Source organism: Faecalibacterium sp. Marseille-Q4896, assembly GCF_017377615.1.
In the GTDB taxonomy this organism is placed as follows: domain Bacteria; phylum Bacillota; class Clostridia; order Oscillospirales; family Ruminococcaceae; genus Faecalibacterium; species Faecalibacterium taiwanense.
The window spans coordinates 41,679-67,429 of record NZ_JAFREG010000005.1 but is presented as its reverse complement, the minus strand read 5'-3'; the positions used below and the strand labels follow the sequence as shown (position 1 = coordinate 67,429).

The 25,751-nt window shown below is 58.0% G+C and carries 19 protein-coding genes, 1 tRNA gene and 1 pseudogene; 8 read left to right on the top strand and 13 right to left on the bottom strand.

Translation table 11 applies throughout. The features are described from left to right. Nucleotides 1-539: 539 nt before the first annotated feature. Nucleotides 540-1,058 carry a gamma carbonic anhydrase family protein gene (locus tag J3348_RS09710; protein ID WP_005938656.1) on the bottom strand — a complete coding sequence of 173 codons (519 nt, stop codon included), beginning with the start codon at nt 1,056-1,058 and terminating at the stop codon, nt 540-542. 153 nt (nt 1,059-1,211) lie between these two features. Between J3348_RS09710 and J3348_RS09705 the strand changes: the two genes are divergently transcribed. Next, the gene (locus J3348_RS09705) at nt 1,212-2,495 is read left to right on the top strand and encodes a serine hydrolase (RefSeq protein WP_207698867.1); all 1,284 of its coding nucleotides are present in this window, start codon (nt 1,212-1,214) and stop codon (nt 2,493-2,495) included. A 99-nt stretch (nt 2,496-2,594) separates the two neighbouring features. On the opposite strand, the gene J3348_RS09700 is transcribed toward J3348_RS09705, so the two are convergent. From J3348_RS09700 to J3348_RS09665, 8 genes are all read right to left on the bottom strand, one after another. After that, nucleotides 2,595-2,948 (bottom strand): PqqD family protein, encoded by a 354-nt coding sequence (locus J3348_RS09700; RefSeq protein ID WP_097774114.1) that lies wholly within the window; start codon nt 2,946-2,948, stop codon nt 2,595-2,597. Further along, the gene (locus J3348_RS09695) at nt 2,948-4,837 is read right to left on the bottom strand and encodes an oligopeptide transporter, OPT family (RefSeq protein ID WP_097774115.1); all 1,890 of its coding nucleotides are present in this window, start codon (nt 4,835-4,837) and stop codon (nt 2,948-2,950) included. The genes J3348_RS09700 and J3348_RS09695 overlap by 1 nt, the downstream gene beginning before the upstream one ends. A 295-nt stretch (nt 4,838-5,132) precedes the next feature. Continuing rightward, nucleotides 5,133-5,900, bottom strand: a complete 768-nt coding sequence (locus tag J3348_RS09690) for a biotin--[acetyl-CoA-carboxylase] ligase (RefSeq protein ID WP_207698866.1) — start codon at nt 5,898-5,900, stop codon at nt 5,133-5,135. After that, nucleotides 5,897-6,388 (bottom strand): metallophosphoesterase, encoded by a 492-nt coding sequence (locus tag J3348_RS09685; protein ID WP_097774117.1) that lies wholly within the window; start codon nt 6,386-6,388, stop codon nt 5,897-5,899. The genes J3348_RS09690 and J3348_RS09685 overlap by 4 nt, the downstream gene beginning before the upstream one ends. Before the next feature lie 40 nt (nt 6,389-6,428). Then, the gene (gene rsmI, locus J3348_RS09680) at nt 6,429-7,286 is read right to left on the bottom strand and encodes a 16S rRNA (cytidine(1402)-2'-O)-methyltransferase (protein ID WP_005937572.1); all 858 of its coding nucleotides are present in this window, start codon (nt 7,284-7,286) and stop codon (nt 6,429-6,431) included. A 3-nt stretch (nt 7,287-7,289) separates the two neighbouring features. After that, nucleotides 7,290-7,964 carry a methyltransferase domain-containing protein gene (locus J3348_RS09675; RefSeq protein WP_242702944.1) on the bottom strand — a complete coding sequence of 225 codons (675 nt, stop codon included), beginning with the start codon at nt 7,962-7,964 and terminating at the stop codon, nt 7,290-7,292. A 141-nt stretch (nt 7,965-8,105) separates the two neighbouring features. Beyond that, nucleotides 8,106-8,273: a 4Fe-4S binding protein gene (locus tag J3348_RS09670; RefSeq protein WP_005937576.1), complete on the bottom strand. Its 168-nt coding sequence runs from the start codon at nt 8,271-8,273 to the stop codon at nt 8,106-8,108. 286 nt (nt 8,274-8,559) lie between these two features. Beyond that, nucleotides 8,560-9,513: a stage 0 sporulation family protein gene (locus tag J3348_RS09665; RefSeq protein WP_207698865.1), complete on the bottom strand. Its 954-nt coding sequence runs from the start codon at nt 9,511-9,513 to the stop codon at nt 8,560-8,562. A 413-nt stretch (nt 9,514-9,926) separates the two neighbouring features. Between J3348_RS09665 and J3348_RS09660 the strand changes: the two genes are divergently transcribed. The 6 genes and pseudogenes from J3348_RS09660 to J3348_RS09635 all read left to right on the top strand — a co-directional run bounded on the left by J3348_RS09660 (nt 9,927) and on the right by J3348_RS09635 (nt 21,175). After that, nucleotides 9,927-13,871, top strand: a complete 3,945-nt coding sequence (locus tag J3348_RS09660; RefSeq protein WP_207698864.1) for an efflux RND transporter permease subunit — start codon at nt 9,927-9,929, stop codon at nt 13,869-13,871. Between the two features lie 608 nt (nt 13,872-14,479). After that, nucleotides 14,480-15,553 (top strand): aldose epimerase family protein, encoded by a 1,074-nt coding sequence (locus J3348_RS09655; RefSeq protein WP_005938695.1) that lies wholly within the window; start codon nt 14,480-14,482, stop codon nt 15,551-15,553. Between the two features lie 484 nt (nt 15,554-16,037). Continuing rightward, the gene (gene galE, locus J3348_RS09650; RefSeq protein ID WP_005937424.1) at nt 16,038-17,063 is read left to right on the top strand and encodes a UDP-glucose 4-epimerase GalE; all 1,026 of its coding nucleotides are present in this window, start codon (nt 16,038-16,040) and stop codon (nt 17,061-17,063) included. Nucleotides 17,064-17,483: 420 nt separating this feature from the next. Beyond that, nucleotides 17,484-19,829: pseudogene (gene feoB, locus J3348_RS09645) on the top strand (ferrous iron transport protein B). Between the two features lie 133 nt (nt 19,830-19,962). Beyond that, a complete protein-coding gene (locus J3348_RS09640; protein ID WP_005939340.1) occupies nt 19,963-20,397 on the top strand; it encodes a MarR family transcriptional regulator in 435 nt (144 codons plus the stop codon). Nucleotide 20,398: 1 nt separating this feature from the next. After that, nucleotides 20,399-21,175: a sulfite exporter TauE/SafE family protein gene (locus J3348_RS09635; protein ID WP_207698863.1), complete on the top strand. Its 777-nt coding sequence runs from the start codon at nt 20,399-20,401 to the stop codon at nt 21,173-21,175. Nucleotides 21,176-21,249: 74 nt separating this feature from the next. Here J3348_RS09635 and tig read toward each other — a convergent pair whose 3' ends face one another. Continuing rightward, complete coding sequence (tig, locus tag J3348_RS09630) at nt 21,250-22,545, bottom strand: trigger factor (protein WP_207698862.1); 1,296 nt, start codon at nt 22,543-22,545, stop codon at nt 21,250-21,252. Nucleotides 22,546-22,810: 265 nt separating this feature from the next. Here tig and J3348_RS09625 point away from each other — a divergent pair. Continuing rightward, nucleotides 22,811-22,887 (top strand) — tRNA-Arg (locus J3348_RS09625). 150 nt (nt 22,888-23,037) lie between these two features. Here the strand turns inward: J3348_RS09625 and J3348_RS09620 are convergent. The 3 genes from J3348_RS09620 to mobV are packed head-to-tail and all read right to left on the bottom strand — an operon-like array spanning nt 23,038 to nt 25,737. Continuing rightward, on the bottom strand, nt 23,038-24,426 hold the full coding sequence (locus tag J3348_RS09620; protein WP_207698861.1) for a site-specific integrase: 1,389 nt from the start codon (nt 24,424-24,426) through the stop codon (nt 23,038-23,040). 15 nt (nt 24,427-24,441) lie between these two features. Beyond that, the gene (locus J3348_RS09615; RefSeq protein ID WP_015565022.1) at nt 24,442-24,735 is read right to left on the bottom strand and encodes a helix-turn-helix domain-containing protein; all 294 of its coding nucleotides are present in this window, start codon (nt 24,733-24,735) and stop codon (nt 24,442-24,444) included. A gap of 24 nt (nt 24,736-24,759) precedes the next feature. Continuing rightward, nucleotides 24,760-25,737, bottom strand: a complete 978-nt coding sequence (gene mobV, locus J3348_RS09610; RefSeq protein WP_207698860.1) for a MobV family relaxase — start codon at nt 25,735-25,737, stop codon at nt 24,760-24,762. Nucleotides 25,738-25,751 lie beyond the last annotated feature (14 nt).

Sequence of the window (25,751 nt, the reverse complement as noted above, 5' to 3'; positions counted from 1 at the left end):
GTTGCCGGGGGTTGCACCATAACCTTCGCCGCAGCCAACCAGCATACTGCCGGCGGCAGCGACCAGTGCAGCAGCACCGGTGGTCTTTAAAAAGGTACGGCGGGTGATCAGTTCAGACATAAAAATCTCTCCTTTGATTGCAGGAAATCACAAAATACAAAAGCTGATGCAAACAGAAACTCCCTCCGGCGCTTGCGGTACACCGGAGGGAGTTTCTGTTTGGGGTATTGCTTTGGTGTGAGGAGGAATCATGTGCGGAAAGACGGTTGCGGCCCCGCCTCCCCGCAAGGTATAGTATACCCGATTTTAAGTGAAAAGTCATTACATTTCTGTGAAAAAACATCCCGCAATGAACTTTTTACAAAATTCCCCCAATGATAAAAACCAAACAGCGCGGTGTACAAAAATTCTGGTATTCCAGAATGACATAAACTGCCAATTTCACTATAGCAGACAAGACCGCAGGTGTCAATTAAAATGTCGGCTTTTTGGCGGAAAGACGAAAAAATGTGGCAAAAAACTGTAAAATCGGCACAGGGTCAGCCCTTGGCAAGCTCGGCAGCGTGAAGCTTGCCGTGCTCCACGTAGTGGGCGGCGTTGTGCAGGTTGGCCTCGATCTGGGCCGCGCTCACCTGCTTGATGACCCTTGCGGGCACGCCCACAGCCACCGAGTTATCCGGGATCACCATGCCCTCCGGCACCAGCGCACCCGCGCCGATGATGCAGTTTTTGCCCACGACACAGTGGTTGAGCAGGGTGGCGTGCATTCCGATGAGGCTGCCATCCCCTACCGTGCACCCGTGCACAAGCGCACTGTGGCCCACGGTGACGCTTTTGCCCAGCATTACAGCACCGCCCACATCACAGTGCAGCACGGCGTTATCCTGCACGTTGGAGTTTTCGCCAATGGTCAAAGTGCCGTCGTCGCCGCGCAGCACGGCCCCGTACCACACCGTGGAACCGGCTTTCAGGATCACATCGCCTTGCACGGTGGCGTTGGGCGCAACGAACGCAGCCCCCTCGTCGCGGGGGACTTTTCCACAAAATGACAGAAACATTGTTAAAAACCGCCTTTCTCTCTTTCTCTTTTGGCTGGTTTATGGTATTCTTTAAAGTAGTATAGCAAGCCAGAGCCTTTCCGGCAAGTAGGAGCTGTTTCAAAACAAAAATTTTTGCCGTGCGTCGGCAAGCAGATACAAGGGGGCACGCTCATGTTCAAAAACACCATCTTCCGCCGCATGACGGCGCTGGTGCTCACGCTGGCACTGGCCGCTGCTGCTGCACTGCCGGGCCTTGCGGTATATCCCATGCCCATCCAGACCGCCAGCGAGACCGAGGCGGTGTACCTGTTCAACGCCGACACCGGCAAGACCATCCTGAACCAGAACGCTGACCAGCAGCAGTATGTAGCCAGCCTGACCAAGCTCATGACGGCCCTGCTGCTGCTGGAAAGCGGCAAGGATCTGAACGGTGAAGTGACCGTGCCCACCGCCCTGACCCAGGAGTTCCGGGACATCCAGAACGCCAACGGCACCACTATGGGCCTGCGCATCGGCGAGACGGTGCGCCGCATCGACCTGCTGAACGCCATGCTCATCGTCAGCGCCAACGACGCCGCCAGTGTCATTGCCTACGATGTGGGCGGCAGCGTGCTGGATTTCGTCAAGCAGATGAACGCCCGTGCCCAGGAACTGGGCTGCACCGGCACGAACTTTACCTGTGCCCACGGCCTGTTTGACTACGGCAACGTGTCCACCGCGCAGGATCTGGCAAAGATCGCCGCCGCCTGTGCGGCAAACCAGACCTTTGCACAGGTGGCGGGCACCGCCAGCTATGTCCTGCCGGCCACGAACCTCCGCAAGGCTGAGCACACCATCAGCAGCTCCAACAGCCTGATGAACAGCGAGAGCGCCAACTACCGGGAGTATGTCCGGTGGGTCAAGGGCGGCTTTACCACGCTGGCAGGCCGCTGCATCGTGGCCTTTGCGGAAAAGGACGGCCACACCTACGGGCTGGTGATCCTTGGCTGCGATACGCCGGACCACCTCTTTGCCGAGTGCGATGATCTGTTCGACTGGGCCTTTGCCAGCTTTGCCGACCGTCCGCTGGTGGATACCCAGACCGTGCTGACCACCGTAGACCTGACCAAGTGCCGCACCGAATCGGCAGTGGAGCTGTATGCTGCCGCACCGGTCAGCGGCTATGGCCACGCAGACGATATCGTCACCTACTCCTTCGACCTGCCGGAGAGCATTGCGGCCACCGTCAAGAGCGGCAGTGTGATCGGCTCGGCCACCGTGTATCTGGACGGCGATGAAGTGGGCACGGTGGACCTTGTGACCCACAAGGAGTATGTCTCCGATTTCCGCACCGACATGAAGGCCACAGCGCTTCTGCTGTGCGCACTGCTGTTCATCCTCGCTGCATTAACGGCGGTCACTCTTGCCGCGGGCGGCGGCTCGCTGAACCTCAAAAAGAGAAGGCGCAGAAGATAAAATGCCGTGGCCGCAGATGCGGCAGGTTGGAGCAGAAAAAAATAAGAAAAGCGGCGCTCAGTGCCTTGCAACAGGCTCTGAGCGCCGCTTCTTTTGCGCTTATTGGTTGAGGAACTTGATAAAGTGGTAAGATTCCACGATCTGGAAATACTTGATGATGCGCGGGTACAGGGGTTCGGCCTTTTCGCCGAACTGCTGCTTCATGCAGTCAGCAAGCTGTGCAACGGTCTTCTGGCCGTCAATCAGCGGCCAGAGATAGCTGCCGGTCTCGTCCAGATGCACCTGTGTGGTGCGCGGTTTATGGAACACTTTTTGCGCGATCGTATTGAACACACCGGTGTTCTCCACCTCAAGGGTGATAAGGCCGGTGGCTTCGTCTGTGTGCCAGCGCAGGGTTTCCGCCCGCTGCGGAATGAGGTCCAGATAGTTGATGGACTGCTTTTTCTTACTCATCAGTTCTTCTTTTTCTTCATGGAGAAGGCCAGCAGGCATGCGATCATCACGATCATCAGGACCACGCCGCCAATGTTGCCCAGATCAATGCTCAGGGCAGTGCTGATGCCGAACACGGCAAACACAGCCAGCAGGATGCCCACAAGGCCCTCGCCTGCGATCATACCGGCACAGAACAGGGTGCCGCGGGTGGTCTGCTCTTCCTTGAGCTTCGCGTCAACATTCTTGCGGCTGTCCATGAACCAGCGCACAACACCGCCGATCATGATGGAGGTGTTCAGGTAGATGGGCAGATACAGGCCGATGGCGAACGGCATCACGGGGATGCGCAGGACCTCCAGAGCAATGGCAAGGAACACACCGGTGAACACCAGGTTCCAGGGCAGGTTGCCGCCCATGATGCCCTCGACGATCATCTTCATCAGGGTAGCCTGCGGTGCGGGGACCTCGGCACCGCCGTAGCCCCATGCGCTGTCCAGCAGGTACAGCACACCACCGATGGCCAGACCGGCGGCAATAACGCCGATCAGCTCACCGATCTGCTGCTTGACCGGGGTCGCACCCAGCAGGTAGCCGGTCTTCAGGTCCTGAGAGGTATCCGCAGCAATGGCAGCGCAGATGCAGATGACAGAGGCGATGGCCATGGAGCCGATCATGCCCTCGATGCCAACGTTGCCGGTGGCCTTCAGGATCATGGTAGCGATCAGCAGGGTGGCAATGGTCATGCCGGAGACCGGGTTGTTGGAACTGCCGATCATGCCGACCATACGTGCAGAGACGGTGGAGAAGAAGAAGCCGAAGATGACGATCAGCAGAGCACCCAGCGGGCTGACGGGGATGGCCGGAGCCAGCCAGATGATGAGGATGATGAGCAGGATGCCGCCCAGAATAAAGGGCATGGGCAGGTCCTTCTCGGTACGGGAGGTGCCGGAAGCACTGCCGCCCTTCATGCTCTTCATGGCATCACGGAAGGTGGATGCGATCAGAGGCAGGCTCTTGATCAGCGAGATGATACCGCCGGTAGCAATGGCACCTGCGCCGATATACTTGACGTAGTTGGACCAGATGGCGTCTGCACCGCCTGCTGCATACAGATCAGCAATGGTGGTGCCGGCTGCTGCCGGGTACAGGGAGATGTTTGCGCCGAACAGGCAGATCAGCGGGATAATGACCATCCAGCCCACCAGAGAACCGGTGAACATGTAGGAAGCGGTCTTGGGGCCGACGATGTAGCCCACGCCCAGCAGAGCGGGGTACACTTCCATGCCCAGAGCACCCTTGAAGGAGCTGAAGGCCACGGCAATGTCGGCGGGGATCATCTTCAGGCCATCGACGATGAACTTGAAGATGGCTGCCAGACCCATGCCGGAGAACACGGTGGAGGCGTTTGCACCGCCCTCTTCACCGGCCAGCAGAACGTCTGCACAGGCGGTGCCTTCCGGGTACAGCAGGGTGGCGTGCTCCTTGACGATCAGGGCGTTGCGCAGGGGCACCATGAACAGAACGCCCAGAATGCCGCCGCACAGGGCGATCAGGGTGATCTCCAGGATGCTGGGCTTGTCGCACAGGCCCTCTTTTGCCCACAGGAACAGTGCGGGCATGGTGAAGATGGCACCGGCGGCCAGGCTCTCGCCTGCGGAACCGATGGTCTGCACCATGTTGCTCTCCAGAATGGAGTTCTTCTTGAGCAGGACGCGGATCACGCCCATAGAAATGACTGCTGCCGGGATGGAGGCAGAAACAGTCATGCCGACGCGCAGACCCAGATAGGCATTTGCAGCGCCGAAGACCACAGACAGGATGATGCCCATGATCACAGAGGTCGCCGTCATTTCTGCGGTGATCTTTTCCGCAGGAATATACGGCTTGAAGGATTCTTGATCTTTCATGCTTGCACTCATGCTTGCACTCCTTGCGACAGCACAAGCGCCTTGCTTTTGGGGGCAGGGCGCTTGTGCTGTCCGTTTTCCGATTTCCTAAACACGCGCATCCCATCCAAAAGGACGCGCTGGCACGTACTCTATTATACTAAAGTATAACTGAATTGGCAACTGGAAATGTACACAAGAAATTTACAAAAAATTCGTTTATTCAAGCGTTTTGCGGAAAAATCAAGCAAAAATGTGCAAAAAAACTCCATGCAGACTTAAAACTGTCCGCATGGAGCATACAACTTTATAAAACTCAGACGGCACCGTAGATGCCGTGCACCGATACTTCGCCGGTAAAAACGTGCACTTCGCCGCTGTCGGTGCGCACCACCAGACGGCCCTCTTCGTCCACATCGACGGCTTCGCCTGCACCCTGCCCGCCGTCCGGCAGGTCGAAGGTGACCCGGCGGCCCAGATTGACGCAGGCGGCTTTGTATTCCTCCCGGAAGGGGGCAAAGCCATCGCGGGCAAACACATACATGTTGCGGTCAAAGCCAAAGTCGGTCAGGCCCTCGGCCAGCCATGCGGGGTCGGTGGAAAGATCCACCTTTGCGCCCTGCAGCGCCAGCGAGGTGCCATTGGGCAGACCGGCGGCATCAAAGTAGCTCTGCGGCTGGGCCAGATTGATGCCGATGCCGCACAAAATGCCCCGGCCCTGCTGCTGGTAGCCGTAGCTCACGCTCTCGCACAGGATGCCCACGATCTTTTTGCCGTTGAGCAAAAGGTCGTTGGGCCACTTGATCTGGCAGTCCACGCCGTAGCGCAGCTTGAGCTGGGTGCGCACGGCAAGGCTTGCCAGCAGCGGCAGGGTGGCAGGCTGGGCCAGCGGTTCCCGGATGGCTGCTGTATAATACAGGGCCTTGCCCTCGGCGTTCACCCAGCTGCGGCCCAGACGGCCCCGGCCTGCGGTCTGGTTCTCGGTATACACCGCACCCACCGGGCCAAACTCTTCAAAATGTTCCTTCACGTAAGCGTTGGTGCTGCCGCATTCCGGCAGATAGCGCACCTCATTGATGCTCATTGTTTGGGTACCTCTTTATGTTCATAGGCGGTCACTTTGCCTTCGTCCAGCGTCAGGATGCCGTAGGTGTCCGGCCCGGTGTAACACCGGCCGCAGGAGCCGGGGTTGAACAGGAACACCTTGCTGCGGGTCTCTGCATGGGGGATGTGGGTGTGACCGAACAGCGCCACCTCGGCACCCCGGGCAGATGCGGCATCTGCCAGCGTATCCAGATCGTATTTCACACCGTACATATGACCGTGAGTGTAAAAGATCACCACGCCGTCAAAGGCGGCAAGGCCATCGGTGGGTTCCAGTGCGCCGTAATCGCAGTTGCCCGCCACCGAGTAGGCCCGCAGCTTGGGGCACAGCGTCAGAGCCAGTTCCAGATCCCGCAGGCCGTCGCCCAGAAAGATCAGGGCATCGATGCTTTTGCTCTCTTTCATCAGCACGCGCTCAATGGCGGCACGTCCGCCGTGGCTGTCGCTCAAAACCAGAAGCTTTGTCACAAAAGGGGTCCTCCTCTATTACCATTTACCTGAGATGCTGTCATTCACCAGCCTGCTGGCCCTGTTGCAATACCAGCAGCTGCTTGTACACTTCGCTTTTAGAATAAGGTGTGCCCTGTGCCGCCGCCTTGGCTGCGGCGGTGGGGCCAAAGCCCTGCCCGGTCAGCTCCAGCGCTCGCTGCGCTGCCTGCTCCAGCGTCAGCTCCTGCTCCGGGTCGGCGGTCTCCGGCGCACCGGCCATCACCAGCACATATTCGCCGCGCGGCTCGTTGGTCTTGTAGTGCTCCACCGCCTCGCCGAGGGTAGTCTTCCAGATATCCTCGTGCAGCTTTGTCAGCTCCCGGCACAGGGTGATGCTGCGGTCTGCGCCAAAGGCATTGGCCAGATCGTCCAGCGTGGTGCGCAGCTTGTGGGGCGCTTCGTAAAAGATGGTGGTGCGCTTTTCCTGCAAAAGCTCAGCCAGCCGCTCTTTTTTCTGCTTGCGGTTCACGGGCAGAAAGCCCTCGAACACCCAGCGGGAGGTGTCCTGCCCGGACACGGCCAGCGCTGTGACGCAGGCGGAAGCCGCCGGTACTGGCACTACCTTGATGCCCCGGGCCAGTGCGTCCCGCACGATCACCTCGCCCGGGTCGGAGACGCAGGGCATGCCCGCATCACTGCACAGGGCACAGCTCTCGCCTGCTTCAATGCGGCGCAGGATGCCCTCACCCTTCTGCAGGGCGTGCTCATAGTAGCTGACCATGGGCTTTTTCAGGCCCAGAAAGTTCAGCAGCTTCATGGTCACACGGGTGTCCTCGGCGGCAATAAAGTCTGCCGCGCCAAAGGTGGCTGCTACGCGCGGCGGCATATCGTCCAGATTGCCGATGGGCGTTGCCACGATATAAAGAGTTCCTGCCATAGTTTACCTCCCATATAACGCCGCACCGGCGCTGATCAACACATCCGGCTCCACCCGCAGGCCGGTCTTGCGGTTCTTCTGCGCTTCCACAAGGAAGAGCCATGGCGCGCCGTCCGCCTTGTTCTTTACAAAGGCCAGCCGCTTCGGCTCCAGCCGGTTGGCCCGCAGCACCGCCAGCACCTCCGCCAGTCGTTCCGGCCGGTGGCACAGCGCAAAGCGCCCGCCGTCCCTCAAAAGGCGGAACGCACACTGGCACACATCGTCCAATGTGCAGGTGTTCTCGTGCCGGGCAAGGGCGTGGGCTGCGTTTTGGCTTTGGGGCCCATCCGTGAAATAGGGCGGATTGCACGCACACACGTCAAAACTGCCCTCGCCCTGCCGGAAAGCGCGCAGGTCGGCACAGACAGGCTCAATGTGCCCGATGTCCTGCTCCTGCACCGCAGCGGAAAGCAGAGCGCTGCCCTCGGGCTGCAGCTCCAGCCCCATGCAGGGGCCGCGGTGGCCGCGGTCGTGCCATTCCAGCGCCACGATGCCGCAGCCGGAGCACAGGTCTGCGGCCTTCTGGGCGCGCTTTGGCTCACAGAAACGGGCCAGCAGCAGCGCGTCGGAGCCAAAACGATGCTCCGGCGAGCAATAAACCATAGTTCTATTATACAAGACTTCGGTAGAATGTTCCATAGATAAGTGTGCCGTACCCTCTCAAAAAAATGCGTGGAATTGCTCGGGGAATTTGTGCGAATTACTGCAAAACAAAAAAGCAGCAGACCTGCTTTGGACAGGCCTGCTGCTTTTGATGCGTTTTTTGTGCAGCTGCTAAAATTATTCAGCAGTGATAGCACCGGTGGGGCAAGCACCCTCGCAAGCGCCGCAGTCGATGCAAGCGTCTGCATTCACAGAAGCAACACCATCAACGGTGATAGCGCCAACCGGGCAAGCGCCCTCGCAAGCGCCGCAGCCAACACATGCGTCAGAAACCTTGTGTGCCATAATAAACTCTCCTTTTTATCTCCGTGCCCGAAGTATTGTATGAAGAGTCATGTATGGCACGGCTGTGCATGTCTCTCCGGAAATCATATCCTTGCCTGCATTTTAACAAAGCAGGTGAGAAAAGGCAAGACTAACCGTGACCCGAAAAACACAAAAGTCTGTTTTTTGTTGGGTTGCACAAAAGCACAGGCTAACTTATGGCCAAATTTGCAGGAGTTTTTTGGCAAAAATCACGAAGAACAGTTAGTTTTAGCAGACTAACCCCTCAGAACCTCCGGCGCGTCCCTCACTCCTTTTCGGCAGCGCGCTTCCGGGCGCAGCAGCCGCCCGCGCAGCGCTTTTCGCCATCGTCGGAGGAAGCCACCACCGGGGCCGGGTTGCGCACGCCGGAGTAATCGTCGTCCGGGTCCGGGCGGCGGGGCGCACGCTTGCCGCCGCTGATATATTCGCACACACCCACCTTATAGTAACGGGGCGAAAGGCTCTCGGTGCCGCAGCGCACCCGCAGGTAGCCGGAAACCGGGTTCACCTCCAGCACGGTGCCAAGACCGTCCGGCGTGCGCACGGTGCTGCCCACCATGGGCATGATGCTGTTCAGGTACTCGTAGGCGTTTTCCTCGTAGGCAAGGCAGCACATCAGCCGGCCGCAGGCACCGCTGATCTTGGTGGGGTTCAGCGAAAGGCCCTGCTCCTTGGCCATCTTGATGGAGACGGGCTGGAAGTCCTTTAAAAAGCGGCTGCAGCAGAAGGGCTGGCCGCAGATGCCAAGGCCGCCGATCATCTTGCTCTCGTCCCGCACGCCGATCTGGCGCAGCTCGATGCGGGTGTGGAAGATACCGGCCAGATCCTTGACCAGCTCGCGGAAGTCCACGCGGCCATCGGCGGTAAAGTAGAACATGATCTTGGAGCGGTCTAGGGTATACTCGGCCTCCACAAGCTTCATTTCCAGGCCATGGCGGGAAATGCACTCCTGACAGGTGCGGTAGGCGCGCTTTTCGTCCTCACGGTTCTGGCGCATCCGGCGGATATCCACGCTGTCGGCCATGCGGGTAATGGGCTTGAGGGCCTTGGGCACTGCCGCATCGGCGATCTCCCTCACGCCCTGCACCACCTCGCCGCACTCAATGCCGCGGGCGGTCTCCACGATCACATATTCGCCGGTTTTGATGTCGGCCCCGGCGGGATCAAAATAATAGCTTTTGCCGTTCTCTTTGAAACGGACGGAGATGACTTTTTTCATAGTGTTCCTCGTTTTTATTGGTCGAATCTATAGGATAAGGCCCGAAAAAGAGCCTGCTGATCCATTCTGTACTCTAGTATAACATATTCAAATGCACATTTCCACGCAAAAAACAAAAAGCGGCTCTGGCGCTTTGGCAGAAAAATTTTAAAAAGGTGCAACAATCTGCCCTGCTGCCGCGTATCCATAAAGGAAGACTGACCGAATTTGGTCGCACCCGCAGCCGGAAAATGGAAAAACGGAACGGCAAATGTTAAAATCTTGCGAAAGTATCCAAAGAATCGCAAAAGAATCCCACCCCGCTCTTGCAAGGCGGGGGCTTGCGTGTATAATAAAAATGTTGAAGTGTAGCCTTTCCCGCAGGGAAAGCAGCTGTCCTGCTTTGCGGCAAGGCAGAGAAACGGTAGGAGAAAATGGAAAAATTCAGTGTCAAAAAGCCGTTTACGGTGCTGGTTGCAGTGGTCATGATCCTGATCCTGGGCTTTGTGGCGGTCACAAAGATGGATACGAACCTGCTGCCCAACGTGAACACACCGTATCTGATGGTGGTCACCGTGTATCCTGGTGCAAGCCCGGAGCGCGTGGAGAGCGAGGTCTCGGATGTGCTGCAGAACTCGCTCACAGTGCCGGGCGTGTCCAAGATCACCGCAACATCGGCAGAAAACTACAGCCTGCTGCTGATGGAGTTTACCGAGGATACGGATATGAACAGCGCGCTGGTCAAGGTGTCCAACAAGCTGGATCAGGCCAAAAGCGACCTGCCCAGCACCTGCCTGACCCCCTCCATCATTGAGTACAGCCTGAACATGAACGCTTTCATGACGGTGGCTGTCAGCCGCGAAGGTGCCGACCAGTACGAGCTTTCTGAGTTTATCCAGAACACCCTTGTGCCGGAAGTGCAGCGCAAGGGCGGTGTGTCCAGCGTTTCGTCCAGCGGTCTGGTGGAAAAGCTGGTGCAGGTGCAGCTCAATCAGGATAAGATCGACGAGATCAACGCAAAGCTGCTGGAACTGATCGATACCCAGCTGGCTGAAGCCCGCTCCCAGCTGGAAAGCGCCGAGGCACAGATCACCGCCGGACGCAAGGAATACGAAAAGCAGCTGAAAAACTTTGGCAATACGGTGTCCAACTCGGTCATGAGCCAGATGAGCACCGAGGTGGGCGCCGCAGTGGAAACGGTGCGCGCGCAGGCGCAGGCTCTTCTGGAGAGCGTGAACGACCTGATCGCTGTGGTCAAGGAGCCTGAGATCCAGCAGGCCCTGATCGAGGTGCGCGACGGTCTGCAGAAGGTCATGGACAAGTTCAACGAGACCGGTATGCGGGATATCGACTCTCTGATCGATATTGTGGCTGAGCTGCGCACCATTACCGATAAGCTCACTACCGCCCTGCAGAAGCTGCAGGAGCGCGTGAATACCGAGACCGGCTCCGAGGGCAGCACGGCGGAAGATCTTGCCAATGAGATGCAGCTGCAGGAAAGCCTGAATGTGATCTACAACGCGCTGGAAAGCACCATCAAGGCCATGGACAATGTGCCGCAGCTGATGAGCGAGTTCTCCGGTGCGCTGGGCAGCTTCTCCCAGCAGCAGCTCAACGCCTATATGCAGTTCACCGAAGCGCGTGAAATGCTGAACGAGTACGAAAAGCAGCTGGAGGCTGCCAAGGCAGAGTACGAGACGGCCAAGACCAACGCTCTGGCACAGGCCGATGTGACAAAGCAGCTGGACATTGAAACGCTGGCGCAGCTCATCTATGCCCAGAACTTCTCCATGCCGGCCGGTTACGTGCAGGATAAGGACGGCGAGTCCTGGCTGCTGAAAGTCGGCGAAGAGTACAACAGTGTGAAGGATATCAGCGGTGCCCTGCTGCTGCATGTGGAGGGCTACGGCGACGTGCGCCTTTCTGATGTGGCGGATGTGGAGGTCATTGATAACTCCGCCGACAGCTACACCCGCCTGAACGGCGAAAAGGCATCCATCCTCAAAATCTATAAGAATGCGACTTCCAGTGCAGGCGAGGTCTCCGACAACTGCCTGACCGCATTTAAAGAGCTGGAAAAACAATACGACGGCCTGCACATGGTGGTGCTGTCCAATCAGGGCAACTACATCACCATCGTCATCCAGAGCATCCTCACCAGCATGGTGGTGGGCGCTGCACTGGCCATCATCGTGCTGGCCATCTTCCTGAAGGATATCAAGCCCACCCTCGTGGTCGGCATCAGCATCCCGCTGTCCGTTCTGTTCGCGGTGGTGCTCATGTACTTTACCGGGCTGGACCTGAACGTGATGACCCTGGCCGGCCTTTCCCTCGGCATTGGTATGCTGGTGGATAACTCGGTGGTCGTCATTGAGAACGTCTACCGTCTGCGCAGCCGCGGCGTGCCTGCGGCCCGCGCTGCCGTGCAGGGCACAAAACAGGTGGGCATGTCGGTGGTGGCCTCCACCCTTACCTCGGTGTGCGTGTTCCTGCCGGTGGTGTTCTCGGCCAGCATTGTGCGCAGCCTGATGATGCCCATGTCCCTGTGCATCGGTTACTGCCTGATGGCCTCCCTCATCGTGGCGCTCACGGTGGTCCCGGCGGCATCCTCTACTGTGCTGAAAAAAGCTGAACCCAAGCGCCTTACCTGGTTTGAAAAGGTGCAGGAAAAGTATGCCCATAGTCTGGAATGGTGCCTGCAGCACCGTGCCCTGCCCCTGATCGCGGCGGTGGTGCTGCTGGTGTTCAGCGGCTGGCAGGTGCTGAACATGGGCGTGGAGCTGCTGCCCAGTATCACCAGCAACGAGGCGCAGATCACCCTGTCCACCGCCGACGGCCTGACCAAGGAGGAATCCTATGCCATTGCGGGCCAGGTGGCAGAGGCGGCCCTGAATGTAGAAAACGTGGAAGAGGTGGGCATCACCACCGACACCAGCATGGCCGGTCTGGATATCAGCCAGCTGGGCTTGCCCACCGCCATTACCGATATCCTGAACTCCGCCAATGCCTACGGCAGATACAAGATCAATGTTATGATGAGCAAGAGCCTTTCCTCCCGTGAGGTGGAAAAGACCCGGCAGGCCATGGAGGATGCAGTGTCCCAGATCGAGAATTGCACCGCTGAGGTCAAGCTGTACGGCATGACCGATGATCTGACCAGCCAGCTGGCCACCGGCCTGTCGGTCAAGGTCTACGGCAAGGATCCGGAAACGCTGACCACCGTTTCCGAGAAGGTAATGGAGATCGTCAACGATACCGAGGGCTTTGCCAATGCGGACAACGGCCTTGGCAGCGGCGATGCCACCATTATCCTGAAGGTGGACCGCGACAAGGTGCGCGCCTACGGCCTGACCGTTGCGCAGGTGTACCAGCAGATCGCGGCAAAGCTCACCACCACCGCCACCGCCCAGACCCCCGTCACGGTGAACGGCACCACCATGGATGTCCAGATCACGGACAATCTGGACCCCGTCACCAAGGAAAACATGATGGAGCTTACCTTTGAGACCACCGAAATGTCGGCAGATGGCACAGTGACCAATGGTACCTGCACCCTGAACGATATCGCCAGCTGGACCACCGGCACCGCACCGGATGCCATTACCAGCGAGAACCAGACCGAGTTTGTCACCGTTACGGCAGATACGCTGAAGGGCTACAACACCATGGTGCAGTCCCGCGTGCTGCAGAAGAAGCTGGATGAGTACGCAGCCAGCGGTGAGATGCCGGAGGGCTGCAGCACCACGCTGGGCGGCGAGACCGAGGGCACCGACTACATGGTGAACGAAATGGTGCAGTGGATGGCTCTGGCCCTGCCCTTTGTATATCTGGTCATGGTGGCACAGTTCCAGAGCCTGCTGTCCCCCTTCATCGTGCTGTTCACGGTGCCGCTGGCCTTTACCGGCGGCCTGCTGGGCCTGCTGATCACCGGCCAGCAGCTCACCATGATTTCCCTGATGGGCTTCATCGTGCTGATGGGCACTGTTGTCAACAACGGCATCGTGTTCGTGGACTATGCAAACCAGCTGCGCATTGGCGGCATGGAGCGCCGCGCTGCGCTGGTGGCTACCGGCAAGACCCGTATGCGCCCCATCCTCATGACCACCCTGACCACCGTGCTGGCTATGCTGCAGCTGGTGTTCAGCGGCGATATGGCAAGCCAGCTGATGAGCGGCATGGCCATCGTCATCATCTGCGGCCTGAGCTACGCCACCCTGATGACCCTGTATATCGTTCCGGTGCTGTACGATATCCTGTTCAAGAAGCCGCCGCTCAACGTGGATGTTGGCAGTGACGATGATCTGGACGACATCCCGGACGATGCAGCCGAGTTCATTGCGGCGCAGAAGTCTGCGGGCACGGCACAGCCGGAAGCCTGACGACAGCATGACGATTTAGAATGCGCGCCGCTTTGCTTTGCGTATCATCAGCGGAAGAATTATTTATAATAGAGCAATGCCGGGCGGTCTGCGGACCGCCCGGCATTGCGTTTTCACGGGAAAGGTCGTAACGGGAAGCGGCATCTGCTGCTGTCGGCGTACCGCCGTCGCGCAGCGACTCAAAATCGGCGCAACACAAAAAATCCTCTAGCGGAGCGACTTGGATTTTTTGTATGGAGCCTTTCTGCTTTGGGGTTACTAGGGGCGAGCAGCCCCTAGTTCGTGCCTCCCGCGCCTCGAAAGTAGCGGGTGCTTTTCTGGTTCTCTTTTGGCACGCAAAAGAGAACGTACCCGGCGGTAATGCTTTTTACAAAAGGCATGAAACTTGATCCACGCGAAAACGCTCTGCGCGGGAAGCACATCTTTCTGGCTGCATACCCCGCCAACTGAATAATTTCAACAAAAAATAGCTGGAAAAATTGGATGCAAATTCTAAAATCCGTTCCCCACAAAGATATAAAACTGTGATATAATCATAAATAAGATAGAATACAGTGGAAGTCTGCCTGACTGTATGTCCGAGTAAAATCTGAGGAGGCGAATGCCCAATGGCACAGATCCGCTCCAAGCCCTTCGGTGTGACCAAACAGGGCGCAAATGTTACAGAGTACATCCTTTCCAACCCCGGCGGCCTGACGGTGAGCGTTCTGGACTACGGATGCATCATTAAAAACATCATCGTTCCGGCCAAGAACGGCCCGGTGGATGTCGTGCTGGGCCACGACACCATGGCAGATTATGAGGATGACTTCACGTCCTCCGGCAGCACCTGCTGCGGCGCGTTCGTGGGCCGCTATGCAAACCGCATCGAGAATGCCACCTTCAGCGTGGGCGGCAAGACCTACCAGCTGGAAGCAAACAACGGTCCCAACCACCTGCACGGCTGCTTCTCCCGTAAGCTGTACCGGGTGAAGGCCTTTGGCGATACCCTGCTGATGGAGGCCGAGAGCCCGGACGGCGAGGACGGCTTTCCCGGCAACCTGAAGTTGGCGGTGCGCTATACCCTCACCGAGGACAATACCTTCCGCATGGATTACCGCGTCTCTTCGGATGCGGATACCATCGTGAACCTCACGAACCACAGCTACTTCAACCTGAACGGTGAGGGCGATATTCTGGGCCAGAAGCTGCGCATCTATGCCTCCAACTATCTGGAAGGCAACAATCAGACCTGCCCCACCGGTGCCATTCTGCCGGTGGCAAACACCCCCATGGATTTTACCGAGGGAAAGCTCATTGGCCGGGATATCGATACCGGCTTTGCCCAGACCACCATGGTGGGCGGTGGCTACGACCACTGCTTTGTGATCGACCGCGCCCGCGGCTCCAGCCAGAGCATCTGCGCATGGGTCACCAGTGAAAAGACCGGCATCAGCATGAAGCTGTACACCACCCAGCCGGGCATCCAGTTGTACACCGGAAACTTTTTGCAGGACTGCCCCACCCCCGGCAAGGGCGGCGTGCCCATGCAGAAGTACGGCGGCTTTGCGCTGGAGACCCAGCATTACCCCTGCAGCCCTTCCCACCCGGAGTTCCCCACCACGGTGCTGCGGGCAGGCAAGGTGTTCCGCGCCACCACCACCCTGCGCTTTTTCACCGGCAAGCAGTGCGGAAAATTGTAAAAAATGATGCACCACACAAAAACGTCTGCTCCGGCAGACGTTTTTTGCGTAAGTGGAATTGCTTATAGCGGGCTCGCCCTCTCAGGCATCGCTACGCGATGCCAGATTCCCCTTTTTGTCACCTGCGGTGACATCTTCCCCCGGCCGGGGGAAGTCTTTCCTCAAAGTGGGAGCCTTTGGCAGTCCACGCAAAGTTCCCGGTTTTGCCAAGGGCTCTCCCTTTGGGAGAGCTGGCGCGTCAGCGCCTGAGAGGGCGAGGATGCTGACACCATTTCTATGTTTTGCACAAACCGTGCCTTTTATCCATGACAAAATGCCAAAAAACGTTTTTAAATCAAAATCTCAAAAACAAAGATGCAACAAAAATTCATCTAAATAGAAGACGCATCCCTTGATTCTGAGCCATAAAAGCGGTATTCTTTAGGCAAGGCCGGGGAATGCCGGCATCAACTGTAATGTAAATGAGTGAGAGAGGTACTAGGCTATGGCAATTTTGGTTTCCGGCGGCGCCGGTTATATCGGCAGCCACACCTGCATCGAACTGCTGAACGCTGGCTACGACGTTGTTGTGGCAGATAACTATTATAATGCATCTCCGGTGGTGCTGGACCGCATCAAGCAGATCACCGGCAAGGACTTCCGCTTTTACAAGGCAGATATGACCAAGCACGAGGATGTGGAGCACATCTTCTCTGAGTGCCCGGACATTACTGCTGTGATCCAGTTTGCAGCCTACAAGGCCGTGGGCGAGAGTGTTTCCAAGCCCATTGAATACTATTACAACAACCTCAACTGCACGCTGGTCATTCTGGACGTGATGCGCCATCACAACTGCCACAACTTCGTGTTCAGCTCTTCCGCAACCGTCTATGGCGACCCCGCCAGCGTGCCCATCACCGAGGACTTCCCCACCGGTGCCACCACCAACCCCTACGGCACGACCAAGGTGTTCACCGAGCGCATCCTGCAGGATGTGTGCAAGGCAGACCCCAGCCTGAACGTGGCCCTGCTGCGCTACTTCAACCCCATTGGTGCGCACAAGTCCGGCCTCATCGGCGAGGACCCCAACGGCATCCCCAATAACCTCATGCCCTACATCGCCAAGGTGGCCGTTGGCAAGCTGGAAAAGGTGCATGTCTTTGGCAACGACTATCCCACCCCGGACGGCACCGGCGTGCGCGACTACATCCACGTGGTGGATCTGGCCCGCGGCCATGTGTGCGCCATCAAGAAGCTGGAAACGAACTGCGGCCTGTTCATCTGCAATCTGGGCACTGGCAAGGGCTACAGCGTGCTGGATGTGATCCACGCATTCTCCAAGGCCTGCGGTAAGGAGATCCCCTATGTGATCGACCCGCGCCGCCCCGGCGACATTGCCGAGTGCTATGCAGACCCCACCAAGGCAAAGAACGAGCTTGGCTGGGTGGCGGAATACGGCATCGAGGAAATGTGTGCCGACAGCTGGAACTGGCAGAAGAACAACCCCGATGGCTACCACACTGTGAAGTAAACGCATAAACTTTCAAAGCCGTGCATTCTCTGAAAAGAGGGGGCACGGCTTTTTTGCGTGAGCTCCCTCGGCCAAAACCTGACGACTTTGCCGGCTCTCTCGGAGAGGGAGCCTCTGGTGAAACCGTGCACTTCGCAATTCAACCGGAAACTGTGCCGCCATGCCAAAAGCCGAACCCTCTCAGTCATCGCTGCGCGATGCCAGCTCCCCCGAGGGGGGGAGCTTCTTGGCTTCTTCCGGTCAGCACAAATAAAGCTCCCCCTTCGGGGGAGCTGGCGAACAAAGTGAGTCTGAGAGGGTTCGATTTGCAGGCATCTCCCCCATATTATCTATTGACAACCGCGCAAAGTTAGCCTATATTACTATTGTTAACACAAACTAACACACGTTGACAGTGGATAAAATGAGAAGGTCGATCTTATGACATTAAAAGAATTGCAGATCGGAAAAAGCGCTGTTGTGGATACCGTCGGCGGCAGCGGCGCACTGCGCCAGCATTTTCTGGATATGGGCCTGATCCCGGGGGTAGAGGTCACGCTGGTCAAGCTGGCACCCATGGGCGACCCCATGGAGCTGCGCATCCATGGCTATGAGCTGACCCTCCGGCTGGACGATGCCGCGCAGATCGGCATCACCCCCACCGAAAAGGCCCCGGCAATGTCGGCGGCTCCGGCAGATGATAAAATGGTGGATCACCCCGGCCTTGGCGAGGGCGGAAAATACCACATTAAAAAGGGGGAGAATCCCCTGCCCGAGGACAGGACCCTCACCTTTGCGCTGGCTGGCAACCAGAACTGCGGTAAGACCACCCTGTTCAACCAGCTCACCGGTTCCAACCAGCATGTGGGCAATTTCCCGGGCGTGACGGTGGACCGCAAGAGCGGTGCCATCAAGGGCCACCCGGAGACCGAGGTCACCGACCTGCCGGGCATCTACTCCATGTCCCCCTATTCCAGCGAGGAGATCGTCACCCGCCAATTCATCATCGGCGAAAAGCCCACCGGCATCATCAACATCGTGGATGCCACCAACATCGAGCGCAACCTCTACCTGACCATGCAGCTCATGGAGCTGGACACCCCCATGGTGCTGGCGCTGAACATGATGGACGAGGTGCGCGGCAACGGCGGCACGGTGCGCATCAATAAGATGGAGGCCATGCTGGGCATCCCGGTCATTCCCATCTCCGCAGCCAAGAATGAGGGCGTGGATGAGCTGGTAGACCACGCCCTTCATGTGGCAAAGTATCAGGAGCGGCCCGGCCGCATGGATTTCTGCAGTGAGGACGACCACGGCGGCGCGGTGCACCGCTGCATCCACGGCATCATCCACCTGATCGAGGACCACGCTAAGGCGGCGGGCATTCCGGTGCGGTTTGCCGCCACCAAGCTGGTGGAGGGCGACCAGCGCATCGAGGAAGCCCTGAAGCTGGATCAGAACGAAAAAGAGATGATCGAGCATATCATCGTGCAGATGGAGCAGGAGCGCGGGCTGGACCGCGCCGCCGCCATTGCGGATATGCGGTTCTCCTTTATTCAGGAGCTGGTGGCCAAGACGGTGGTCAAGCCCCACTAAAGCAAAGAGCAGCTGCGCTCCAACCGCATCGACAAATTCCTCACCGGCAAATACACCGCCATCCCGGCCTTTATCGCCATCATGGGTCTGGTGTTCTTCCTCACCTTCAACGTCATCGGCCTGTTCTTTCAGAACCTGATGGAAACGGGCATCGATGCCTTGACCGGCATCGTGGACACGGCGCTTACCAACTGGAACGTCAATGCGGCGGTGCACTCTCTGCTCATCGACGGCGTCTTTACCGGCGTGGGCAGCGTGCTGAGCTTTCTGCCCATCATCGTGGTGCTGTTCTTCTTCCTCTCCATGCTGGAGGATACCGGTTACATGGCCCGCGTGGCTTTTGTGATGGATAAGCTGCTGCGCCGCATCGGCCTTTCGGGCCGCAGCATCGTGCCCATGCTCATCGGCTTTGGCTGCACCGTGCCCGGTGTCATGGCAAGCCGCACCCTGCCCTCGGAGCGCGACCGCAAAATGACCATCCTGCTCACCCCGTTCATGAGCTGTTCGGCAAAGCTGCCCATCTACAGCCTGTTTGCGGCGGCGTTCTTCCCGCAGTATGCGGGCCTTGTGATGGTGCTGCTGTACTTTACCGGCATCGTGGTGGGCGTGCTGGCGGCACTGCTGCTCAAGAGCACGGTGTTCAAGGGCGAGGCGGTGCCCTTTGTCATGGAGCTGCCCAACTACCGCCTGCCCGGCCTGAAAAACGTGGCACAGCTGCTGTGGGAAAAGGCCCGGGACTTTTTGCAGAAGGCCTTCACGGTGATCTTTGCGGCCACCATCGTCATCTGGTTTTTGCAGAACTTTGACCTGCAGCTGCGGTTGACCGCCGACCCGCAGGCCAGCATCCTTGCCCGCATTGCGGGCGACATCGCCCCGCTGTTCGGGCCTTTGGGCTTTGCGGACTGGCGCATCTCCACCGCCCTCATCACCGGCTTCATGGCAAAGGAGAGCGTGGTGTCCTCGCTACTCATCCTCTTTGGCTCCGAAGTTGCGCTGTCGGCGGCCCTCACCCCGGCGCAGGCGGCTCCCCTGCTGGTGTTCTGCCTGCTGTACACCCCCTGCATCGCGGCAGTGGCATCGGTCAAGCGGGAGCTGGGCAACAAGTGGGCGGTCATCATGGTGGTGAACCAGTGCACCGTGGCATGGCTGTGTGCTTTACTGGTGCGTCTGGCGGCTGTGGCGCTGTTCTGAAATATTCGTTTTGTTTTGAGGTCCTGAAAAGCCTGTGGGCTTTTCAGGACCTCTTTTTCTCTTGACATCTCCCCTCTTCTGCACTATAATACTTCAAAAATGAATCATTCAAAGATGAAAGGACAGACCTGCTGTGAACCCGAATATCGAATTTTCCATCAAGACCGCACAGGCGTACAATGCCGTCTGCAAACCGCTGTGTCAGGAGCTTGGCCTGTCGCAGACGGCGCTGGACATCCTGCTGTTTCTTGCCAACAACCCGGATTACAAAACCGCCCGCGATATCGTGGAGGTGCGGCATATCAAGGCAAACCTCGTCTCCATGAATGTGGATAAGCTGGTGCAGGAAGGGTATCTGGAACGGTACGCTGTGGCCAGCGACCGCCGCAAAACAAAGCTGCTCTGCACCGGCAAGGCAGACCCGATCATCCGCAAGGGGCGTGTGGTGCAGAATGCCTTTTTCAAGCGCCTGCTGGATCATGTGGAGCCGGCCGATCAGGAGGTCTTTTTCCGGACCATGGAGCTGATCGGGAAAAATCTGGACGAAATTATAAAGGAGAACGCATAAAATGAACGTGTTGTTTACGGTTCTTGTCACCTTTTTTGCCGGCATGGGGGCCGGCCTTGGCACCGGCTTTGCCGGTATGAGTGCGGCGGCGGTCATCAGCCCCATGCTCATCACCTTCCTGCACATGGACCCCTATATGGCGGTGGGCATCGCCCTTTCTTCGGATGTGCTGGCCAGCGCCGTTTCGGCCTATACCTACCACAAAAACAAGAACCTGGATATCAAAAACGGCCTGATCATGATGGCCAGTGTGCTGGTGTTCACGGTGGTGGGCAGCTGGGTGGCCAGCAGAGTGCCCTCGGCCACCATGGGCGGCTTCTCGGTGTTCATGACCTTCCTGCTGGGCATCAAGTTCATTGTGCGCCCGGTCATGACGACCAAGGAAGCTATGCAGGGTGTCAGCGCCAAAAAGCGTGCCATCCAGTCCATCGTGTGCGGTGTGCTCATCGGCTTCATCTGCGGCTTCATCGGCGCAGGCGGCGGCATGATGATGCTGCTCATCCTCACCAGTGTGCTGGGCTACGAGCTGAAGACCGCCGTGGGCACCAGCGTGTTCATTATGGCCTTCACCGCTCTGACCGGTGCTGTCTCCCACTTCATGATCGGCGGTGCGCCCAATTGGTTCGTCTGGGCGCTGTGCGTGGCGTTCACCCTGCTGTGGGCGCGCATTGCCGCTGTGTTTGCCAATAAGGCAGACCCCAAGACCCTGAACCGTGCCACCGGTATTGTGCTGGTGGTGCTGGGCGTGGTCATTATGGGCTTCAACCTTCTGAGCTGATATCCCCTGCCCTTCAAATGAAAAAAGAAAGCCCGTGCAGCCGGAAACTGCACGGGCTTTCTCTGTATCAGAACTTACTTTTCTTCAATGGTGGAGTGCTCGATCACCCAGTCGGCAGCCTTGCGGATGCCCTCGTTGCGGCGCATGGCGGGAATATCGGATTTTTCCTTGATCTCTTCCAGCGTCTTTTTGGCGCGCTCTGCACGAGCGGCCAGAGCCTTATCGATATCTTCCTCGGTGGGCACCAGATTTTCCTGCTGCGCGATCTGCAGCAGAGCCATGTGCACACGGGCAGTCTTCTCGGCAGAAGAGCGCACCTTGGCGGTAAAGCTCTCGCGGGTCTCGTGGATCTGGCTCAGGTAGCGATCCAGGCTCAGGCGCTGCATCTGCAGCTGCTGCTGGATCTGCTCCATCTGCTGCTGGTAGGTGGTCTCCACCAGCACGCTGGGCAGTTCGCCCTCAGAAGCATCGGCCAGCTGGGTCAGGATCTGATCCTTGGCACGGTTCAGCGCACCGGCATGCTTTCCGTCGTGCAGCTGCTGCTTGACCTGTGCACGCAGCTCGTCCATGGTGTCCAGATTGGCAACCTTCTTGGCAAAGTCGCTGTTCAGAGCAGGGATCTGGCGCACACATACGTCGATCAGCTTGACCTTGAACACGACGGGTTTACCGGCCAGATCCTTTGCGTGGTAACGGTTCGGGAAGGTGACGAAGATCTCGAATTCCTCGCCTGCCTTGTGGCCCAGAATGCCCTCTTCAAAGCCGGGGATCATGCGGCCGCTGCCCAACTGGACGGCCTGGTTCTTTGCGGTGCCGCCCTGGAAGGGCTTGCCCTCCAGCAGACCTTCGTAATCGATATGTACGATGTTGCCCTTTACGGCCGGACCCTTGTGCGGCACCAGCTCAGCGGCAGCAGCGCGGCGGCGCTCCAGCACATTGTCGATCTCCTTGTCGGTCACTTCCGGGGTGACGCACTCGGCGGTAAAGCCGGTGGTCTTGGTCAGGTTCAGCTCAGGCTGCAGGGCAACAGTGGCAGTGGCCACAAAGCCCTCGTCCTTTTTCACGCTCACAAGATCGTACACAGGATTGTCAACAGCCACAAAGCCGTGCTCTGCCATGGCGGCATCATACAGCGCGGGCACGTCCTTGTCCATCAGATCGTTGATGGCATCGTACCAGAAGGTGTGCTCGCCGCGGTCAGCCTCGATCTGTGCGCGGTCCGCTTCGCCCTTCTTGAAGCCGCGGATCGTATAGGAGGCGCGGGTGCGTTCGTAAACGGCGTTGGATGCAGCTTCCAGCTCTTCGGGGCTGGCGCTGAAGGTCATTTTGCAGACACTCTTTTCGGGAGTTTCCACGCTTACCAGTTTCATAGGATCTACCCTCCGTGGTGTCTCGCTGCAGAGAAAACCCGGCGGCGCAGCCTCCACGCGGTGCTGCCCGCAAAGCTCCTGTACCCCTGCACGGACACAGATTAAAAACATATAGTAAAGCTATTATAGCACAAGAACGACAAAAACGATACAAGAAAAATCATAAAAAATGCTGCTTTTTGAAAAAGATAAAAATATTTGCAAAAAACGGTTGACAAAACCCAGTCTGAGTGATAAAATACATCATGTTCCGAACGGAACGTATGCGTTGGTAGCTCAGCTGGATAGAGTGACTGACTACGAATCAGTAGGCCGGGGGTTCGAGTCCCTTCCATCGCACCAGAAAATGCCGTGAAATCGAAAGATTTCATGGCTTTTTTGTTTTGTAAGCCATGAGTGCACGGCTTCTGCACGGTTTTTGCACGGTCGGTGTTATCCATGTCCGATTATGTAGGGCGCTGTATTGCATTGCAATCAGTGCCCTTTTTTGCATCAGCTGAGCAGAGCTAGGCGGAGCTTTGCCTTCATTTCCGGGTCGGCATCCTTGAGCAATTCCAAAAGAGCCGTCATGGAGATGGTGGGTTCGCCTGCGGCGGGTACAGCCCGCGGGCTGGGAGTGTCGGGCTTGGCATAGAAGCCGCTTTCAAACTTCTTGCCCAGCTCCACACGGGAGGACTGTTGGATATGGGCGTAGGTGTTCACCAGCATATCCGCACTGGCGTGACCAGTGGTCCCCTGCACTGCCTTGATGTCGCCGCCGGAGATCATCAACTGGTAGGTGGCACTGGAATGCCGCAGACCGTGGAACACGATGCGGGGGAACTCCGGGTGTGCGTCCTGCCATTTCAGGAACTTTTTGCGGATGAGCACCGGCTCCACCGCCAGACCATTCGGGAGCCGCAGGAGCATCCCACTGTTGCGGTATCGCTCCGGGTCGAGGGCTTTTTCCCGCTTCAGTCGTTCCAGCCACTGCTTCAGCTCCTCCCGCAGGGCGGCGGTCATAAAGATGGTGCGGCAGGAGGCTTCGGTCTTGGTGTCCTTCAGGATAAGAGAGGTCTTGCTGCCCTCCAGCTTGTCCGGGAAGATGCGGAGGATGCAGCCCTTGTCCACCTGTGCCAGCGTGTCCTTCTGCACCCGCTGCATGGAACGGTTGACGGTGAAGGTGCCCATGCCGTTGGCGGCATCAAAGTCGATGTCCTCCGGGGTCAGACCTGCCACCTCCCCTTCCCGCAGCGCACCCACCAGCGTCAGGTGTACCGCCAGATGGAGGATGGGGTCCTCCATGCTGTCCAGCGCTGCCCGCATCTCCTCCACCTCCCAGATGCTGCGCTCTTGGGTGGTCTTTTTGGGCGCTTCCACCGGGACAGGGCTTTTGATGAGGATGCCCCATTCCACCGCCAGCAGAAAGGAATTGTGCAGCAGTTGGTGGACCTCATGGAGGGTAGTGCCGGAGAGGGTGCGCTTCTGCTGCTTGGGCGAGAGGTCTCGCCGCTTGCCGCCCACATACTGTCCGCAAGGGGTCTTACTCAAGGTGTCGTACAGGGCTTCGATGTGGTAGGGACGCAGCTTCTGCATCTGCATCTCCCCGATATAGGGGATGATGAGGTTCTGGATGAGGGCCAGATTGGACTGGTAGGTCTTGGGTGCCCACTTGTGCTTGCTGCACTGCTTGGGCAGCCAGTCCATCAGGAACTCTGCCACCGTCACCGTGGACGGAATCAGGAAATTGCCGGTCGCCAGCTCGTGCTCAATCTGCTTCTGACGTTTGACCGCCTCCTCTTTGGTGGGAAAGCTTTCCCATTTGTCGCAGCTCTTGCCGTGCTCGTCCTGATAGGTGTAGCGGACGCTGTAAGAGCTGCCGCGTTTCGTGATATATGCCATAGATTTGCCTCCTTATCAAGCTGCCCGGTAGAGCCACGCATCGAAGCTGTCCTTCGGGATGCGGATGCTTCCGCCTGCCCGCAGGACACGGAACTCGGTGGTGCTGTTGCACAGGTTGTAGGCGGCACGCTGGCTGATGGCCAGCATCTGCGCGACTTCCTTCACCGTGTACACCAGCTTTGTGGTCTCAGGGCTGTTGGTCGGAGACTTGACGGCATTGGTTCGAGTGACCACCTCCATTGTAGCCGGATCAGAGTCCGACTGCAAGAACTTTTTCGTATAATCCAAAGATTTCACATTCTCGTACATTTTATTACACATAGGCATTGCTCCTTACTTATCATGGCGCATCGCAGGCTCCTGCGTGCTGCGGTTCTCATAAAATCGAATGACCTCCGACGGGATGCTGTCCAGCGTTTTCAGGGCGGCTTCATAGTCCTGCCGCAGCTTGGCATCCTCCAGACGCTTCAAGACGCTCCCTTCCTTCGCTTTGTCCAGCGAGGCAGAGAGCGTCTTGTTTTTCTTTTTCAGTTGTCTGTTCTCGGCGGCGGTCTTGGTGAAGGCTACGTTGTACTTCCGCAACTGGTCCTTCATCCGTGCCACGTTTGGGATATAGCTGTCCAACACCTTGCTGATCTCCGCTGCACGGCTCTTGCCGTTGAAGGGGGTGATGCCCACCAGCAGGGCATCCAGTTGCTCCTTCTGCTTGGTCAGCTGGGTCATCTCCTTGAAGATGCGGGGCGGGATGTGCTCCCGCCCGGTCTGGCTGGCACTTTCACCCCGTTCCAGCTCCGGGTACTGCTTGACCATGTGCTGCCAGAACTCGTCCTGCCACTTCACAAGGTTCTTGCGGTTGCCGATGATGTCCTTGGCACTCAGCCGTCCGTCTGCGGTCAGTGGCACAAAGCAGAGATGCAGGTGGGGTGTTTTCTCGTCCATGTGGACAACAGCAGAGAGAAAGGTATCCGGGCACTGTCTGCCCTCCAAAAATTTCAGGGCGTACGCAAAGTACGCCCTGATCTCCCGGTTGGTCTTGTCCTTGAAAAACTCCGGGCTGGCAGTGACAAGCGCCTCCACCACCCGCACGCTGTCCTTGCGGACACGGCAGTGGGCGGCGGCTATCATGCGGTCGGCTTCTTCCCGGTACCTGCCCTGCGGCTGCACCAGATGGAGGTTGTAGCGGCTCCGGTCCGTGTCGATATCCGGGTTGCTGGCGTACTGCTCCTTGGTGCGCTCGTTGTGGGCTTCGATGGGGCTGATAGCAGGCCCCTTGTACTTTTTGAATCTTAAAATGCCGTATTGGGCTTTCATAGATCACGCTCCTT

Bases quoted from the DNA above. Each gene is read 5' to 3' on its own strand.
- J3348_RS09710 (WP_005938656.1), bottom strand. From the start codon at position 1,058: ATGTTTCTGTCATTTTGTGGAAAAGTCCCCCGCGACGAGGGGGCTGCG.
- J3348_RS09705 (WP_207698867.1), top strand. From the start codon at position 1,212: ATGTTCAAAAACACCATCTTCCGCCGCATGACGGCGCTGGTGCTCACG.
- J3348_RS09700 (WP_097774114.1), bottom strand. From the start codon at position 2,948: ATGAGTAAGAAAAAGCAGTCCATCAACTATCTGGACCTCATTCCGCAG.
- J3348_RS09695 (WP_097774115.1), bottom strand. From the start codon at position 4,837: ATGAAAGATCAAGAATCCTTCAAGCCGTATATTCCTGCGGAAAAGATC.
- J3348_RS09690 (WP_207698866.1), bottom strand. From the start codon at position 5,900: ATGAGCATCAATGAGGTGCGCTATCTGCCGGAATGCGGCAGCACCAAC.
- rsmI (WP_005937572.1), bottom strand. From the start codon at position 7,286: ATGGCAGGAACTCTTTATATCGTGGCAACGCCCATCGGCAATCTGGAC.
- J3348_RS09675 (WP_242702944.1), bottom strand. From the start codon at position 7,964: ATGGAACATTCTACCGAAGTCTTGTATAATAGAACTATGGTTTATTGC.
- J3348_RS09670 (WP_005937576.1), bottom strand. From the start codon at position 8,273: ATGGCACACAAGGTTTCTGACGCATGTGTTGGCTGCGGCGCTTGCGAG.
- J3348_RS09665 (WP_207698865.1), bottom strand. From the start codon at position 9,513: ATGAAAAAAGTCATCTCCGTCCGTTTCAAAGAGAACGGCAAAAGCTAT.
- J3348_RS09660 (WP_207698864.1), top strand. From the start codon at position 9,927: ATGGAAAAATTCAGTGTCAAAAAGCCGTTTACGGTGCTGGTTGCAGTG.
- J3348_RS09655 (WP_005938695.1), top strand. From the start codon at position 14,480: ATGGCACAGATCCGCTCCAAGCCCTTCGGTGTGACCAAACAGGGCGCA.
- galE (WP_005937424.1), top strand. From the start codon at position 16,038: ATGGCAATTTTGGTTTCCGGCGGCGCCGGTTATATCGGCAGCCACACC.
- J3348_RS09635 (WP_207698863.1), top strand. From the start codon at position 20,399: ATGAACGTGTTGTTTACGGTTCTTGTCACCTTTTTTGCCGGCATGGGG.
- tig (WP_207698862.1), bottom strand. From the start codon at position 22,545: ATGAAACTGGTAAGCGTGGAAACTCCCGAAAAGAGTGTCTGCAAAATG.
- J3348_RS09620 (WP_207698861.1), bottom strand. From the start codon at position 24,426: ATGGCATATATCACGAAACGCGGCAGCTCTTACAGCGTCCGCTACACC.
- J3348_RS09615 (WP_015565022.1), bottom strand. From the start codon at position 24,735: ATGTACGAGAATGTGAAATCTTTGGATTATACGAAAAAGTTCTTGCAG.
- mobV (WP_207698860.1), bottom strand. From the start codon at position 25,737: ATGAAAGCCCAATACGGCATTTTAAGATTCAAAAAGTACAAGGGGCCT.